This window comes from Falsiroseomonas frigidaquae (assembly GCF_012163145.1).
Lineage (GTDB): Bacteria > Pseudomonadota > Alphaproteobacteria > Acetobacterales > Acetobacteraceae > Falsiroseomonas > Falsiroseomonas frigidaquae.
This window is the reverse complement of sequence record NZ_JAAVTX010000005.1, coordinates 102,644-115,585: the sequence shown is the minus strand read 5'-3', so window position 1 is coordinate 115,585 and position 12,942 is coordinate 102,644. Positions and strand designations below refer to the sequence as shown.

The 12,942-nt window shown below is 70.3% G+C and carries 14 protein-coding genes; 10 read left to right on the top strand and 4 right to left on the bottom strand.

From position 1 onward, the window contains the following. Nucleotides 1-68: 68 nt before the first annotated feature. The 4 genes from HB662_RS16760 to HB662_RS16745 all read left to right on the top strand — a co-directional run bounded on the left by HB662_RS16760 (nucleotide 69) and on the right by HB662_RS16745 (nucleotide 3,383). A complete protein-coding gene (locus HB662_RS16760; RefSeq protein WP_168050978.1) occupies nucleotides 69-857 on the top strand; it encodes a glycosyltransferase family 2 protein in 789 nt (262 codons plus the stop codon). After that, nucleotides 857-1,534, top strand: coding sequence for a TVP38/TMEM64 family protein (locus HB662_RS16755; RefSeq protein WP_168050977.1), 678 nt, complete (start codon nucleotides 857-859; stop codon nucleotides 1,532-1,534). Before HB662_RS16760 ends, HB662_RS16755 begins: the two co-directional genes overlap by 1 nt. A gap of 56 nt (nucleotides 1,535-1,590) precedes the next feature. Next, on the top strand, nucleotides 1,591-2,778 hold the full coding sequence (gene ubiM, locus HB662_RS16750) for a 5-demethoxyubiquinol-8 5-hydroxylase UbiM (protein WP_168050976.1): 1,188 nt from the start codon (nucleotides 1,591-1,593) through the stop codon (nucleotides 2,776-2,778). A gap of 62 nt (nucleotides 2,779-2,840) precedes the next feature. Further along, a complete protein-coding gene (locus HB662_RS16745; RefSeq protein ID WP_168050975.1) occupies nucleotides 2,841-3,383 on the top strand; it encodes a hypothetical protein in 543 nt (180 codons plus the stop codon). Here HB662_RS16745 and HB662_RS16740 read toward each other — a convergent pair. Further along, nucleotides 3,370-3,654, bottom strand: a complete 285-nt coding sequence (locus tag HB662_RS16740) for an usg protein (RefSeq protein WP_168050974.1) — start codon at nucleotides 3,652-3,654, stop codon at nucleotides 3,370-3,372. The two genes, HB662_RS16745 and HB662_RS16740, sit on opposite strands and share 14 nt — an antisense overlap. A gap of 297 nt (nucleotides 3,655-3,951) precedes the next feature. Between HB662_RS16740 and groES the strand changes: the two genes are divergently transcribed. From groES to HB662_RS16725, 3 genes are all read left to right on the top strand, one after another. Beyond that, complete coding sequence (gene groES / locus HB662_RS16735; protein WP_168050973.1) at nucleotides 3,952-4,263, top strand: co-chaperone GroES; 312 nt, start codon at nucleotides 3,952-3,954, stop codon at nucleotides 4,261-4,263. A 105-nt stretch (nucleotides 4,264-4,368) separates the two neighbouring features. Next, nucleotides 4,369-6,015, top strand: coding sequence for a chaperonin GroEL (gene groL / locus HB662_RS16730; RefSeq protein WP_168050972.1), 1,647 nt, complete (start codon nucleotides 4,369-4,371; stop codon nucleotides 6,013-6,015). Nucleotides 6,016-6,325: 310 nt separating this feature from the next. Further along, nucleotides 6,326-6,529 carry a cold-shock protein gene (locus HB662_RS16725; protein WP_168050971.1) on the top strand — a complete coding sequence of 68 codons (204 nt, stop codon included), beginning with the start codon at nucleotides 6,326-6,328 and terminating at the stop codon, nucleotides 6,527-6,529. A gap of 180 nt (nucleotides 6,530-6,709) precedes the next feature. On the opposite strand, the gene HB662_RS16720 is transcribed toward HB662_RS16725, so the two are convergent. Then, complete coding sequence (locus HB662_RS16720; protein WP_168050970.1) at nucleotides 6,710-7,231, bottom strand: hypothetical protein; 522 nt, start codon at nucleotides 7,229-7,231, stop codon at nucleotides 6,710-6,712. 78 nt (nucleotides 7,232-7,309) lie between these two features. Here HB662_RS16720 and HB662_RS16715 point away from each other — a divergent pair, with 78 nt between their 5' ends. Genes HB662_RS16715 through HB662_RS16705 form a run of 3 tightly spaced genes read left to right on the top strand, consistent with a single transcriptional unit; the run spans nucleotide 7,310 to nucleotide 10,390 of the window. After that, on the top strand, nucleotides 7,310-8,266 hold the full coding sequence (locus tag HB662_RS16715; RefSeq protein ID WP_168050969.1) for a threonine dehydratase: 957 nt from the start codon (nucleotides 7,310-7,312) through the stop codon (nucleotides 8,264-8,266). Beyond that, a complete protein-coding gene (locus HB662_RS16710; protein WP_168050968.1) occupies nucleotides 8,263-9,438 on the top strand; it encodes an amidohydrolase family protein in 1,176 nt (391 codons plus the stop codon). The genes HB662_RS16715 and HB662_RS16710 overlap by 4 nt, the downstream gene beginning before the upstream one ends. 52 nt (nucleotides 9,439-9,490) lie before the next feature. Next, on the top strand, nucleotides 9,491-10,390 hold the full coding sequence (locus tag HB662_RS16705) for an MBL fold metallo-hydrolase (protein ID WP_168050967.1): 900 nt from the start codon (nucleotides 9,491-9,493) through the stop codon (nucleotides 10,388-10,390). Here HB662_RS16705 and HB662_RS16700 read toward each other — a convergent pair. Together HB662_RS16700 and HB662_RS16695 are read right to left on the bottom strand one after the other, a co-directional pair. Then, nucleotides 10,383-10,826, bottom strand: a complete 444-nt coding sequence (locus HB662_RS16700; RefSeq protein WP_168050966.1) for a tellurite resistance TerB family protein — start codon at nucleotides 10,824-10,826, stop codon at nucleotides 10,383-10,385. The two genes, HB662_RS16705 and HB662_RS16700, sit on opposite strands and share 8 nt — an antisense overlap. Before the next feature lie 62 nt (nucleotides 10,827-10,888). Beyond that, nucleotides 10,889-12,940: a prolyl oligopeptidase family serine peptidase gene (locus tag HB662_RS16695; RefSeq protein WP_168050965.1), complete on the bottom strand. Its 2,052-nt coding sequence runs from the start codon at nucleotides 12,938-12,940 to the stop codon at nucleotides 10,889-10,891. Nucleotides 12,941-12,942: the final 2 nt, after the last annotated feature.

The window sequence follows — 12,942 nt, the reverse complement described above, 5'->3', positions numbered from 1 at the left end:
GAGGTGCAGAATACGTGCGTGCGGCCCCGGCTTGCCGCCCGCGGCGCCCCCTGCTACCCCGCCCGCCCATGGCCCCCGACCTGTCCCCGAGGCCGGACCGGCCGATCACCGCCGACCCGGCTTCCCCGCTCCCGGCGATTTCCGTCGTCATTCCCATGCGGAACGAGGGCCCCAACGTGCTGCCGCTGATCGAGGAGATCGCGCAGGCGCTGGAAGGCCACCCCTATGAGGTGGTCTGCGTCGATGACGGATCCACCGACGATACCCGCGACCAGCTGCTGCAGGCCGCGTCACGGCATCCCGTGGTGGTGCTGCGCCATGCCGTGTCCTGCGGGCAATCGGCCGGCGTGGTCAGCGGCGTGCTGGCGGCGCGGGCGCCCTGGATCGCGACACTGGACGGCGATGGCCAGAACGACCCGGCGGACATCCCCGCCTTGTGGCGCCGCGCGCAGGCGGAGGGCAGCGGCGACCTGCTGGTGGCCGGGCACCGCACGCGGCGGAAGGACAGCGGCGTGAAGCGGGTGACCAGCCGGATGGCGAATGCGATCCGCGCCCGGCTGCTGGGCGATGCGACTCCGGATACCGGCTGCGGGCTGAAGGTGTTTCCGCGCGCCCTGTTTCTCGACCTGCCGCGCTTCGATCACATGCACCGCTATCTGCCGGCCCTGGTGCTGCGGGCCGGTGGGCGGGTGGTGAGCGAGCCGGTGAACCACCGGCCACGGCTGCGCGGCCAGTCCAACTACGGCACGCTCGACCGGCTGGTGGTCAGCCTGTCGGACATGCTGGGCGTGATCTGGCTGCAGCGGCGCTGGAAGCGGCCGGTCGCCGAGCGGGTTCCGACCCCGCCCGCAGGCTGATGCCCGAGCGCTGGCGATCGCTGGGGAAGCTGCTGCTGCTGGCGGCCGGGCTGGTGGCGGCCGGGGCGCTGCTGCGGCAGATGGGCGGCGTGCCCGGCACCGGCTGGGTCGATCGCGAACTGCGCAACGAAGGTTTGTGGGGCGAGCTGGTCTTCGTGCTGGTCGGCGCCGCGCTGACCGCGGCCGGCGTGCCGCGGCAGAGCATCGCCTTCCTCGGCGGCTATGGCTTCGGCACCCTGCTCGGCACCGGGCTGGGGCTGGCGGCGCAGATGCTGGGCTGCGCCGCATCCTATGCCTGGGCGCGGCTGCTCGGGCGCGGCTGGGCGGAACGCCGGATGCAGGGGCGCTTCGGCCACCGGCTGCGGCCGCTGCGCGACGCGCTGCGCCAGAGCCCCTTCGAGGCGACGCTGGCGCTGCGGCTGCTGCCGGTGGGGAACAACCTGGCGCTGAACCTGTTGGGGGGCATGGCGGGGCTGGCCGCCGGGCCGTTCCTGGCGGCCTCCGCCATCGGCTATCTGCCGCAGACGGTGATCTTCGCGCTGCTCGGCAAGGGCATCCGGGTGGAGGGGGCTTGGCAACTGGCCCTCGGCGTCGGGCTTTTCGTCGTCTCGGCGGCGATCGGCCTCGTGCTGCTGCGGCGGCACCGGGCCGGGCAGGCGCTGCAGAGCGAAAACTGACGCGCGGCTTGCGCGGGATCATGGACGCCCGAGATGGTCCGGGAGAAGGAGTGGCCATGGACACGGATGTCGCCATCATCGGAGCCGGCCCCGCGGGGCTTGCCCTGGCATGCGGGCTCGCGGGCAGCGGGCTGCGGATCACCTTGCTGGAACGCGCGCCGGAAGCGGCGATCGCCGACCCGGCCTTCGATGGGCGCGAGATTGCGCTGACCCATCGCTCCCAGGGCATCCTGCGCGATCTTGGGGCCTGGGCGCATATTCCCATGGCTGAGACGGCGCCCTTGCGGGAGGCGAAGGTGCTGAACGGCGCGAACCCGCTGGCGCTGCGCTTCGCGCCCGGGCGGGATGGAGAACCGCTTGGGCGGCTGGTGCCGAACCAGCTGATCCGGCGCGCCCTGTTCCAGGTGGCCGCCACCACCGAGGCGCGGCTGGTCGCTGGCCGCGCCGTCACCGGCCTGGCGCTGGCGCCGCAGGGCGCGACGGTGACGCTGGAGGGCGGCGAGGCGGTGACGGCACGGGTCGTGGTCGCCGCCGATTCACGCTTCTCGGCGGCGCGGCGCCTGGCGGGCATCGGTGCGGAGATGCTGGATTTCGGGCGCACCATGATCGTGGCGCGCGTGGCGCATGAAGCGCCGCATGGCGGCGTCGCGACCGAGTGGTTCGGCCATGGCCAGACCATCGCCATGCTGCCGCTGAACGGCGCCATGTCCTCCGCCGTGCTGACGCTGCTGCCGGCGGAAGCCGAGGCGGCGATGGCGATGACGGCGGAGGAATTCGGGGCGGAGGTGACGCGGCGCTACCAGCGGCGGCTCGGCGCGATGACCCTGGCGGGCACGCGGCATGCCTATCCGCTGGTGGCCGCCTATGCCCATCGCTTCGCCGGGCGGCGCTTTGCCCTGCTCGGGGATGCGGCGGTGGGGATGCATCCGGTGACGGCGCATGGCTTCAATTTCGGCCTGTCTGGCGCCGAGATCCTGGCCGGCGAGATCCGCCGTGCCGGCGACCCGGGGGCGGTGGCCGGGCTGTTCCGCTATGCCAGCCAGCATCGGCGGGCGACGCTGCCGCTGTTCCTGGCGACCAACGCGGTGGCGCGGCTGTATTCGGATGACCGCGCCCCGGCCCGCCTGGCGCGCGCGGCGCTGATCGGCGCGGGGGCGGCGCTGGCGCCGGTGCGGCGGGCGATCGTCGCCGGGTTGATGGATGCGGGACAGCGGCTTGGCCCCGCGGCGCGGCTGCGAAGCTGAAACGATCTTGATTATTTTCCTATGACCTGCTACGCCGCCCTCCCGTCGCAGGGAGGCGCGCCATGGTCGATGCAGTCTGGACGCCGGGGCGCTTCGCCGCGCAGGTGATCGACCCGGCGCTGGCGGCACTGGGGCTCGACCCGCCGGCGCGGCTGGCCGGCGTGCGGCAACTGCTGCTCGGCACCGCCCTGCAGGAAAGCGGGCTGCGCTACCTGCGGCAATTGGCCCATCGCGATGGCAGGCGCGGCCCGGTGCTGGGCTATTTCCAGATGGAGCCAGCGACGCATGACGATATCTGGGCGACCTACCTGGCCTTCCGTCCGGCACTGTCGGCCCTGGTGCTGGCCATCGCCGGCGATGGTGACGGAAAGCCGAAGGCGGCGTTGATGGCGGAAAACCACGTCTACGCCGCGGCGATGGCCCGGCTGCGGTTTCGCCGCGCGCCGGGGGCGCTGCCGGCGGCGGGCGATGTGGCAGCGATGGGCGCCTATTGGAAGGCGCACTACAACACGGTGCAGGGCAGGGGCCGGGCCAGCGAATTCGAGGCGAAGCTGGCCGCGGCCCTGCCGGAACTGCATCCCGCTGTGCCTCTCAGTGCAGGATGAACTGCCCGCCGGCATAGCGTAGCTCCGCCGGCTTGATCAGGGCGGCGGAGGCGACGCGGACGGAATGCAGCGGCCCCTCGATCTCGCGCTGCCAGAAGGCGAGGAATTGCGCGAGCGCCGGGAAGCCCGGCGCCAGATCGTGCTTCTGCCAGATGAAGGTCTGCAGCAGGCCGGGATGGTCCGGCATGTGGTACAGGATTTCCGCCGTGGTCAGGCGCCAGTCGGGCACCGCGGCGGGGTTTGCGAAGCGTTCGAGGCCAGCGAGTTCCATCGTGCTCCTTCCCGGCCCTGATCCGTGGGCCATTGCGCGTGTCCCTGGGGCAACCGCGCCCCAGGGGCAGGGAAGCATGGCATGGAGGGGTCAAGGTCTGGCAAGAAAAACCTTCACAAACAAGGTGTTAGCACTCGCACTCCGAGAGTGCTGCGAAGCCTTGACGTTTCGCGGCCGCTGGCCTACATCGCTGGCACTCCTCTGGGGGGAGTGCTAGCGGGCGCCAAGGAGCGGGCCCTCTGGCCGCTGTTATCTCCGGAAGAGCTTGCCAATCACTGGAAGCGACAGGAGAAGTCCATGGGCTTTCGTCCACTGCATGACCGCGTTCTCGTCCGCCGCGTCACGGCCGAAGAGAAGAGCAAGGGCGGCATCATCATCCCCGACACCGCCAAGGAAAAGCCGCAGGAAGGCGAAGTGATCGCCGTCGGCTCCGGCACCCTGAACGACAAGGGCGAGCTCCGCGCGCTCGACGTGAAGGCCGGCGACCGCATCCTGTTCGGCAAGTGGTCGGGCACCGAAGTGAAGCTCGATGGCGAGGAGCTCCTCATCATGAAGGAGTCCGACATCATGGGCATCCTCGACACCCCGGCCGTGGCGAAGGCGGCCTGATCCCGGCTGCGGGCGGTGGCGCGGGAAATCCTGCGCCCAGCCCGCATCGCTGGTGATCGGCCAGGCCTCGCCTGGTTTCCACAACGGACATAGGGATTTAGACACATGGCTGCCAAGGACGTGAAGTTTGGCGCCACGGCGCGCGAGAAGATGATTCGCGGCGTGGACATTCTGGCTGACGCCGTGAAGGTGACGCTGGGCCCGAAGGGCCGCAACGTCGTCATCGACAAGAGCTTCGGCGCACCGCGGATCACCAAGGACGGCGTCACCGTCGCCAAGGAGATCGAGCTGGCCGACAAGTTCGAGAACATGGGCGCGCAGATGGTGCGCGAAGTGGCCTCGAAGACCAACGACACCGCCGGTGACGGCACGACGACCGCGACCGTTCTGGCGCAGGCGATCGTCCGCGAGGGTGCCAAGGCGGTTGCCGCCGGCATGAACCCGATGGACCTGAAGCGCGGCATCGACAAGGCCGTGACGCAGATCGTCGCCGAGCTGGAAGCCAAGACGAAGAAGATCACCACCTCCGCCGAAGTGGCGCAGGTCGGCACGCTCTCCGCCAACGGCGAGTCCGAGATCGGCGAGATGATCGCCAAGGCGATGGAGAAGGTCGGCAACGAGGGTGTCATCACCGTCGAGGAAGCCAAGTCCATCCAGACCGAGCTCGACGTCGTCGAGGGCATGCAGTTCGATCGCGGCTACGTCTCCCCGTATTTCATCACGAATGCGGAGAAGATGATCGCCGAGATGGAAAACCCCTACATCCTGATCTTCGAGAAGAAGCTGTCCCAGCTGCAGCCGATGCTGCCGCTTCTCGAATCCGTGGTGCAGTCCGGTCGTCCGCTGGTGATCGTGGCCGAGGATGTCGAGGGCGAGGCGCTCGCGACCCTGGTCGTGAACAAGCTGCGTGGCGGCCTGAAGATCGCCGCCGTCAAGGCGCCGGGCTTCGGTGATCGCCGCAAGGCGATGCTGGAAGACATCGCGATCCTGACCGGTGGCCAGGTGATTTCCGAGGATCTCGGCATCAAGCTCGAGAACGTGACCCTCGCCATGCTCGGCCGCGCCAAGCTGGTGAAGATCGAGAAGGAAAACACCACGATCGTCGACGGCGCCGGCGAGAAGACCGAGATCGAGGGCCGCTGCGAGCAGATCAAGGCGCAGATCGAGGAGACCACCTCGGACTACGACCGTGAGAAGCTGCAGGAGCGCCTGGCGAAGCTGGCCGGTGGCGTCGCCGTCATCCGCGTCGGCGGCTCGACCGAGGTCGAGGTGAAGGAGCGCAAGGATCGCGTCGACGACGCGCTGCATGCGACCCGCGCCGCGGTCCAGGAAGGCATCGTCCCAGGCGGTGGCACCGCGCTGCTGCGCGCCTCCACCAACCTGCACACCCTCAAGGGTGCGAACAGCGACGAGCAGGTCGGCATCGAGATCGTTCGCCGCGCCATCCAGGCGCCGCTGAAGCAGATCGCCGAGAACGCCGGCAAGGATGGCGCCGTGGTTGCGGGCGAAGTGCTCCGCAGCGACGTCTACACCTACGGCTACGACGCCCAGAAGGACGAGTACAAGGACCTGGTGGACGCCGGCATCATCGACCCGACCAAGGTCGTGCGCACGGCGCTGCAGGATGCGGCTTCCGTCGCGTCCCTGCTGATCACCACCGAAGCCATGGTGGCCGAGCGTCCGGCGAAGTCGGCTCCGGCCGGCGGTGGCGGCGGCGGCATGGGCGGCATGGGCGGCGACATGGACTTCTGATCGCACTCGGCGGCCGGGCAACCGGCCGCCAATGCGAGCAGGAATTTGCCGAGGAAGGGAGGCGGACCGCAGGGTCCGCCTCTTTTTTTTCGTAATGCAGACACAATTCTGACAACGCCGTGACCAGCGCCTGCCAGGTTTGACTCGCTGTTACACGAGCCAGCATGCTGGCCGGGTCATCGCGTATCGGCTCGCCTCACGTGCCTTCCGGACCATACCCCGGGGCCGCTCCACAGGTTCCGCCGCCGCATGGCGCCCCGCCCGGGCGATCGGCGCACGGGCGAGCTAGTCTGGAAGGAGCCCGGTTCGCATGGCGACTGGCACCGTGAAGTGGTTCAATGCAACGAAGGGCTTCGGCTTCATCGTTCCGCAGGATGGCGGCAAGGATGTGTTCGTGCACATCACCGCCGTGCAGAAGGCGGGCCTGCAGGGCCTGAATGAAGGCCAGAAGGTTTCCTACGAAGTTGCGATGGAACGCGGCAAGGCCGCAGCCATCAATCTGCGCCCTCTGTAGGCGCTGACCGGCGGCACGTGGCGCCGCCGGTGCGGGCGGTCGGATCCGCCTGAAACGTTTCCCGGGGCGGAGACATGCCCAGGGTCTGCCTGTCGGGCGGGACATCCCGCCCTTCTTTTTTTCTGGCGCCGGCTGTATCCGAACCGGGATCACCGCCTGGGTTTTGCGACGTGGCGCGCCTCAGTCCGCGTCCACGATCACCCGGATCGCACCCAACTCCCGCAGCTTCGTCTCCGCCGCGTGCTGTGTCGCCTCATCCGGCGCGCGCAGGCCGATCAGTGGCGCGTCGTTCGGCGGCAGTCGGGTGGCCTCCTCCGGCGTATCGCTGACCGCTGCGGCCACGGCCTCACCTGCAACCCCTGCGCCTGTCCCAGCCGCTGCCGCGGCGGCAACCGCCGGCAGCAATGCGCCGCCGCTGGCCACCACCAGCCCCGCCGCGCCCATGGCGCTTGCGGCCATGGCAACGCCGACGCCGAGCTGGCGACGGTTGCGGAGATCGGCTTCCTCCGGATGCTCATCCGGCTGGTCCACCGGCCGGTCGGGATCGGTCGTCCCGCCATTGCGCTGCGTGCCCTCGCTCCGCAGCCGCGCAATGGCGGCATCGCGCGTGGTTTCGTCCGCGAACTCGCCCCAGACCACCGGCGTGGTCCGCGTGTCGCCTGATTCGCCCGTCCACTGGCTGCTGTCCACCTTGATGGCCATCGCGCCATGCTCCCTTATGCTGCTGTCAGCACAAGGAACGCAGGCCGCCGGCCGATGTTTCCAAAAGGAGGACATTGCGTGTTCGACCTGCCTGCGCTCGAGGCGGCCGCGAGGCTGGTCCATGAGGTATTCCCGCCGACGCCGCAATTCGCCTGGCCCCTGCTGGCGGCGCGCAGCGGGGCGGAGGTCTGGGTCAAGCACGAGAACCACACGCCGACCGGCGCCTTCAAGGTGCGCGGCGGCCTGGTGTTCATGGACCGGCTGAAGCGGGAACGGCCCCAGGTGCCGGGCATCATCTCCGCGACAAGGGGCAATCACGGGCAGTCGCTGGCCTATGCCGGGCAGCGGCTCGGCGTGCCGGTGACGATCGTGGTGCCGCAGGGCAATTCGCGCGAGAAGAACGCCGCGATGCGCGCCCAGGGCGCCCGGCTGGTGGAATACGGGGTGGATTTCGACGTGGCGCGGGAACACGCCATGCGCCTAGCGGCGGAGCAGGGGCTGGAATTCGCGCCATCCTTCGCGCCGGACCTGGTCAAGGGCGTCGCCACCTATGCGCTGGAACTGTTCCGCGCCGCCCCACCGCTGGATGCGCTGTATGTGCCGATCGGGCTCGGCTCCGGCATCTGCGGCTGCATCATGGCGCGCGACCTGCTGGGCCTGCCGACCGAGATCATCGGCGTGCAGAGCACCGGCGCCGATTCCTACGCCCGCAGCCTCGCCGCCGGCCGGGTGGTGACGACGGAACGGGCGGAGACGCGCGCCGATGGCATGGCGACCCGCGTGCCGGACCCCGCCGCGCTGGCCATCATAGCCCGCGGCGCGGCGCGCATCGTGACGGTGACGGATGATGAGGTCGCCGCCGCCATCCGCGCCTATTGGCAGGATACGCACAACCTGGCGGAGGGCGCCGGCGCCGCGCCGCTGGCCGCGCTGCTGCAGGAGAAGGACCGGATGGCCGGCAAGCGCGTGGCCACCATCCTCTGCGGCGGCAATATCGACCTGGATCTGTTTCGCGATTGGGTGCTGGCCGCATGACCACGCTGCTCCGCAACTGCCGCCCGATGGGGGGCACGGCCGCCGATCTGCTGATCGAGGGCGAGGTCATCACCGCGATCGGCGCCGGGCTGCCGGCGCCCGAGGGCGCCACGCTGCTGGACGGGCAGGGGATGCTGGCCCTGCCGGCCTTCGTCGAGGGGCATACCCATCTCGACAAATCCCGCTGGGGCATGGGCTGGTGGGTGAACGAGGTCGGCCCGCGGCTGATCGACCGCATCGATACGGAACGCGCCACGCGCCGCGGCGGCTTCGACCCGGCGACGCAATCCGCCCGGCTCGCGCGCGAATTCCTGGCGCGCGGCACCACCCGCATCCGCAGCTTCGCCGATGTGGATACGGAGATCGGCACGGCGCATAGCGATGCGCTGGTGGCGCTGCGCGAGGCCCTGCGCGGCACCATGGACATCCAGGTGGTGGCCTTTCCGCAATCCGGCCTGCTGGTGCGGCCGGGCACGCTGGAGTTGCTGGACCAGGCGCTGCGGAACGGGGCGGATATCGTGGGCGGCCTCGATCCCTCCGGCATCGACCGCGATCCGAAGGGGCATCTGGATGCGGTGTTTGGCCTGTCCGAGAAGCATGGCAAGCCGCTGGATATCCACCTGCATGAACCGGGGGAACTCGGCGCCTTCGCGCTGGAGCTGACGATCGAGCGGACGCTGGCGCTGGGCATGCAGGGGCAGGTGGTGCTGAGCCACGCCTTCTGCCTGGGCGACGTGGCCCGCGCGCCCGCCCTCTATGCGGCGCTGGCGGAGGCCGGCATTGCCGTGGCCACCACCGCGCCACCCTCCCGCGCCGTGCCCTCCGTGCGCGCCATGCGGGCGGCCGGCGGGCGGATCTTCGCGGGGAATGACGGCATCCGCGATACCTGGACCCCCTACAACATGCCGGACATGCTGCAGCGGGCCATGCTGGTCGGGTTGAAGAACGAGTTCCGCCGCGACGACGAGATCGCCTGGGCCCTGGCCACCGTCACCGACTGGGCGGCGGAAGGCTGTGGCTTCGCCGCCTACGGCCTGGCGGTGGGCGCGCGGGCCGATCTGGTGCTGGTGGAGGCGGAGACGGTGGCGGAAGCCGTGGTCGCCACCCCACCGCGGCGCCTGGTGCTGAGCCATGGCCGCGTGGTGGCGCGGGACGGGGTGCTGGCCTCGTAACGAACGCGGCCGCGCCGGCGCCGTTCCTGGCTGGAGCAGTCAGGAGGCGAGGATGCGGATCCACCATCTCGATCTGGGGCCGAGCCGGCCCCTGGGCGGCCGGCTGATGGACGGCGTCAGCCGCGGCGCCGTGGCGCGGCTATCCTGCCATTGCCTGCTGCTGGAGACGGCCTCGCACGGGCTGGTGCTGGTGGATAGCGGCTTCGGCCTGCGCGACACGATGCGCCCGACGCCGCGCCTGCCCGCCTGGAACCTGGCGCTGCTGCGCCCGACGCTGGATCCGGAGCGTACAGCGATCCGCCGCATCAAGAAGCTGGGCTTCGCGCCGTCTGACGTGCAGCACATCGTCATGACCCACCTGGACTTCGACCATGCCGGCGGGCTGGTGGATTTCCCGCATGCCACGGTGCATCTGGCGGCGGCGGAGGTGGAGGCGGCGACGAATCCGCGCGGCTTCCTCGACCATGCGCGCTGGCGCCCGGTGCAATGGGGCGATCGGAGCCGCTGGCAGCCGGTGGAGACGCGGCTCGGCCGGCGCGGTGGCGGCGACACCTTCTTCGGCCTGCCGAATGTGCGGGAGATTCCGGGCCTGCCGGCGGAGATCCTGATGGTGCCGCTGCCGGGCCACACGCCGGGCCATGTCGGCATCGCCGTGCGCGGCCCGCGCAGCTGGCTACTGCATGCGGGCGATGCCTATTTCAACCGGGCGGAGGCGCATGGCGCCGGCCACCCGCCGCCGCTGCTCGGCGCCTATGAGCGCTTCATGGCGGATGACGGCGCAGCGCGGGCGGAAAGCCTGGCCCGGCTGCGCCAGATGCTGGCCGCGCCGGATGCGGATCTGGCGGTGTTCTGCACCCATGATGCGGTGGAATTCGCCGCCATGGCCGCCTGGAGCGAAAGCGACTACGGCACCGTGGCGCCGCAGCCGGTCGAGGCGGAAGCCGTCAGATAATCTGGAAGCGCGCCTTGGCCGCGCGCTCGATGGCGCCGGCGATCAGCCGGTCCAGGTCCAGGCCGATGCGGAGGTCCTGCAGGAAGCGCAACTCCTCCTGCGTCGCATCGCCATCGGCCGCGCAGACCTCGCAGGCCAGCAGATAGGCGGTTTCCCGCAGGCGCATCGGCAGGGTGTCGCACAGCATGGTCATGGCGCGGTCCAGGCCATCCGTGCGGCCGAGCAGCTTGGCGACCGTATCCGTCACCGTCTCGATATCCGTGGAGTGGAAATCAGCGAAGACCGGCAGGTCCTGCACCATGCGGGACATCATGGCGAGCTCCGGGTCGGACATCGGCCCATCCGCCACCGACATCAGCACCATGGCGCAGACCAGGGCTTCCTGGGCGGTGAAGCTTGAAACCTGGAACTCAGCGGTGGCGGCGCGGCTGGGCATGGGGGGTCTCCGATCTTTGCCTGTTGGTCGCGCCGGAAGCGCGGCGGGTCAAGCCGGGACGACTACACATCCCAGCCGATGGCCCGCCGCAGGAAGGCGGCACCGAGCGAGGCGAAGGCCGCGACTTCCGCATTGTCCTTGCCATAGCCATGGCCGCCGGCCTCGGGTTCGAGCAGGGAGGCATCATAGCCCATGGCCTGCAGCTTCGCCGCCATCTTGCGGGCATGGCCAGGATGCACCCGGTCGTCCCGCCGCGTCGTCGCCAGCAGGATGGGTGGGTAGGGACGGCCGGGCTCCGCGGCGTGATAGGCGGAGAAGTGGCGGATGAAGGCCCAATCCTCCGCCTTGTCGGGGTCGCCATACTCGGCCATCCAGGATGCGCCGGCCAGCAGCTTCGTGTAGCGGCGCATGTCGATCAGCGGGATGGTGCAGAACAGCGCGCCGAACCGCTCCGGGTAGCGGGTCAGCATATTGGCGATCAACAACCCGCCATTGGAGCCGCCCTCCGCCGCGATGCGCCGAGGCACGGTAACGCCGCGGGCCACCAGATCGGTGGCAATTGCCGCAAAGTCGTCGTGGCTCTTCACCTTGTTGGCCAGCCGCCCGGCCTCGTGCCAGGCGGTGCCGAATTCGCCGCCGCCGCGGATCTGGCCGAGCACAGCGGTGCCGCCCTTCTGCAGCCAGAGCAGGCCGGTGGTGGCGGCATAATAGGGCAGGCGGGAGACCTGGAAGCCGCCATAGGCCGAGAGATGCACCGGCGCCCGGCCGGTCTCATCCTTCGGGCCAACCTGGACATAGGGGATGCGCTCCCCATCCGAGGACACCGCCTCATGCCGCGTCACCGTCAGGCCGGTGGAGTCGAAGCTGGGGGAGGAGGATTTCAGCAACGCCGGCGTGGCGGGGGTGGTGGCGGTGAGCTTGAGCTGCGGCGGCGTCACCGGGTCCTGCGCCAGGACCAGCAGCGTGCCGTCCGATTCCTCCGCCTCGGTATCCAGCGCCCAGAGGTCCACCACGCCGATGCGCGGCAGGCCGGGCACCTCCTGGCGCGTCCAGCCGGTGGTGCCGGGGGTCAGCAACGCGAAATGCGGTTCGAGATTGTCCAGTATGTGCAGCACCAGCGTGCCGTCGCACCAGAAGAAGCCCTGCAGGGCCCGGCGTGGCTCCGGCGCGAACAGCACCTCCGGCACCGGCGCGCCGCCAAGCGCCGAGTCGAAGGACATGCCGAGCAGGGTGTCGGGTGCGTAGGTGGTGCCCGCGAGGGTCCAGGGCGTGCGTGGCTTGGCGGCCAAGAAGCCGCGCTGCCAGGTGTAGTGTGCATCGGTCGGCAACGGGATTTCGCGCTGCGGGCCGTGGCGGTCGCCGAGGTGGATGCGGGCGTCGTAGAAGCCGAGCTGGTCGTGGAAGATCACGACCTCCCGCCCGCCTTCCCGGTCCACCCCGGCGCCGGCGCCCATGCTGGTTTCCGGCACTTCGAAAATGGTGGGCGCAGCCAGGGCGTCCGTGCCGCGGCGCCACAGCCGCACGGTGCTGGCGTAGCCGGAGGTGGTGGCGCCGAGCAGCGCCGAGGACAGCAGCAGCGTGTCCCGGTCCAGCCAGGCGGCGCTGGATTTCGCCTCCGGCAGGTGAAAGCCATCGGCCGGGAAGGCGCGGCTGGGCAGGTCGAATTCGCGCAGCACGACCGCATCCCCGCCGCCGCGCGACAGGCGCAGGATGGCGCGGTCGTGGCTGCCGAACAGGGTGGTGGCGCCTTTCCAGATCCAGTCGGCGCCCTCGGCCGCGGCCAGCGCGTCGAGGTCGAGCAGCACGTCCCATTCCGGCGTCTCCGTCCGGAAGCTCTCCATGCGGGTGCGGCGCCACAGCCCGCGTGGGTTCGCGGCATCGGTCCAGTAATTATACAGGAACGGCCCGCGGCGGGTGACGTGGGGCAGGCGGCCGGGGCGGTCGAGCGCCGCCTTCAGCGCCTCCCGGTCCGCCGTTACGCGGTCATCGGCGAAGCGGGCGCGGGTGCGGGCATTCTGGTCCGCGACCCAGACGAGGGCGCGGTCGCCCTCCACCTCCTCCAGCCACAGATAAGGGTCGTCATCCGGCGCATCGAGGGTCGGTCGCAGATCCATCG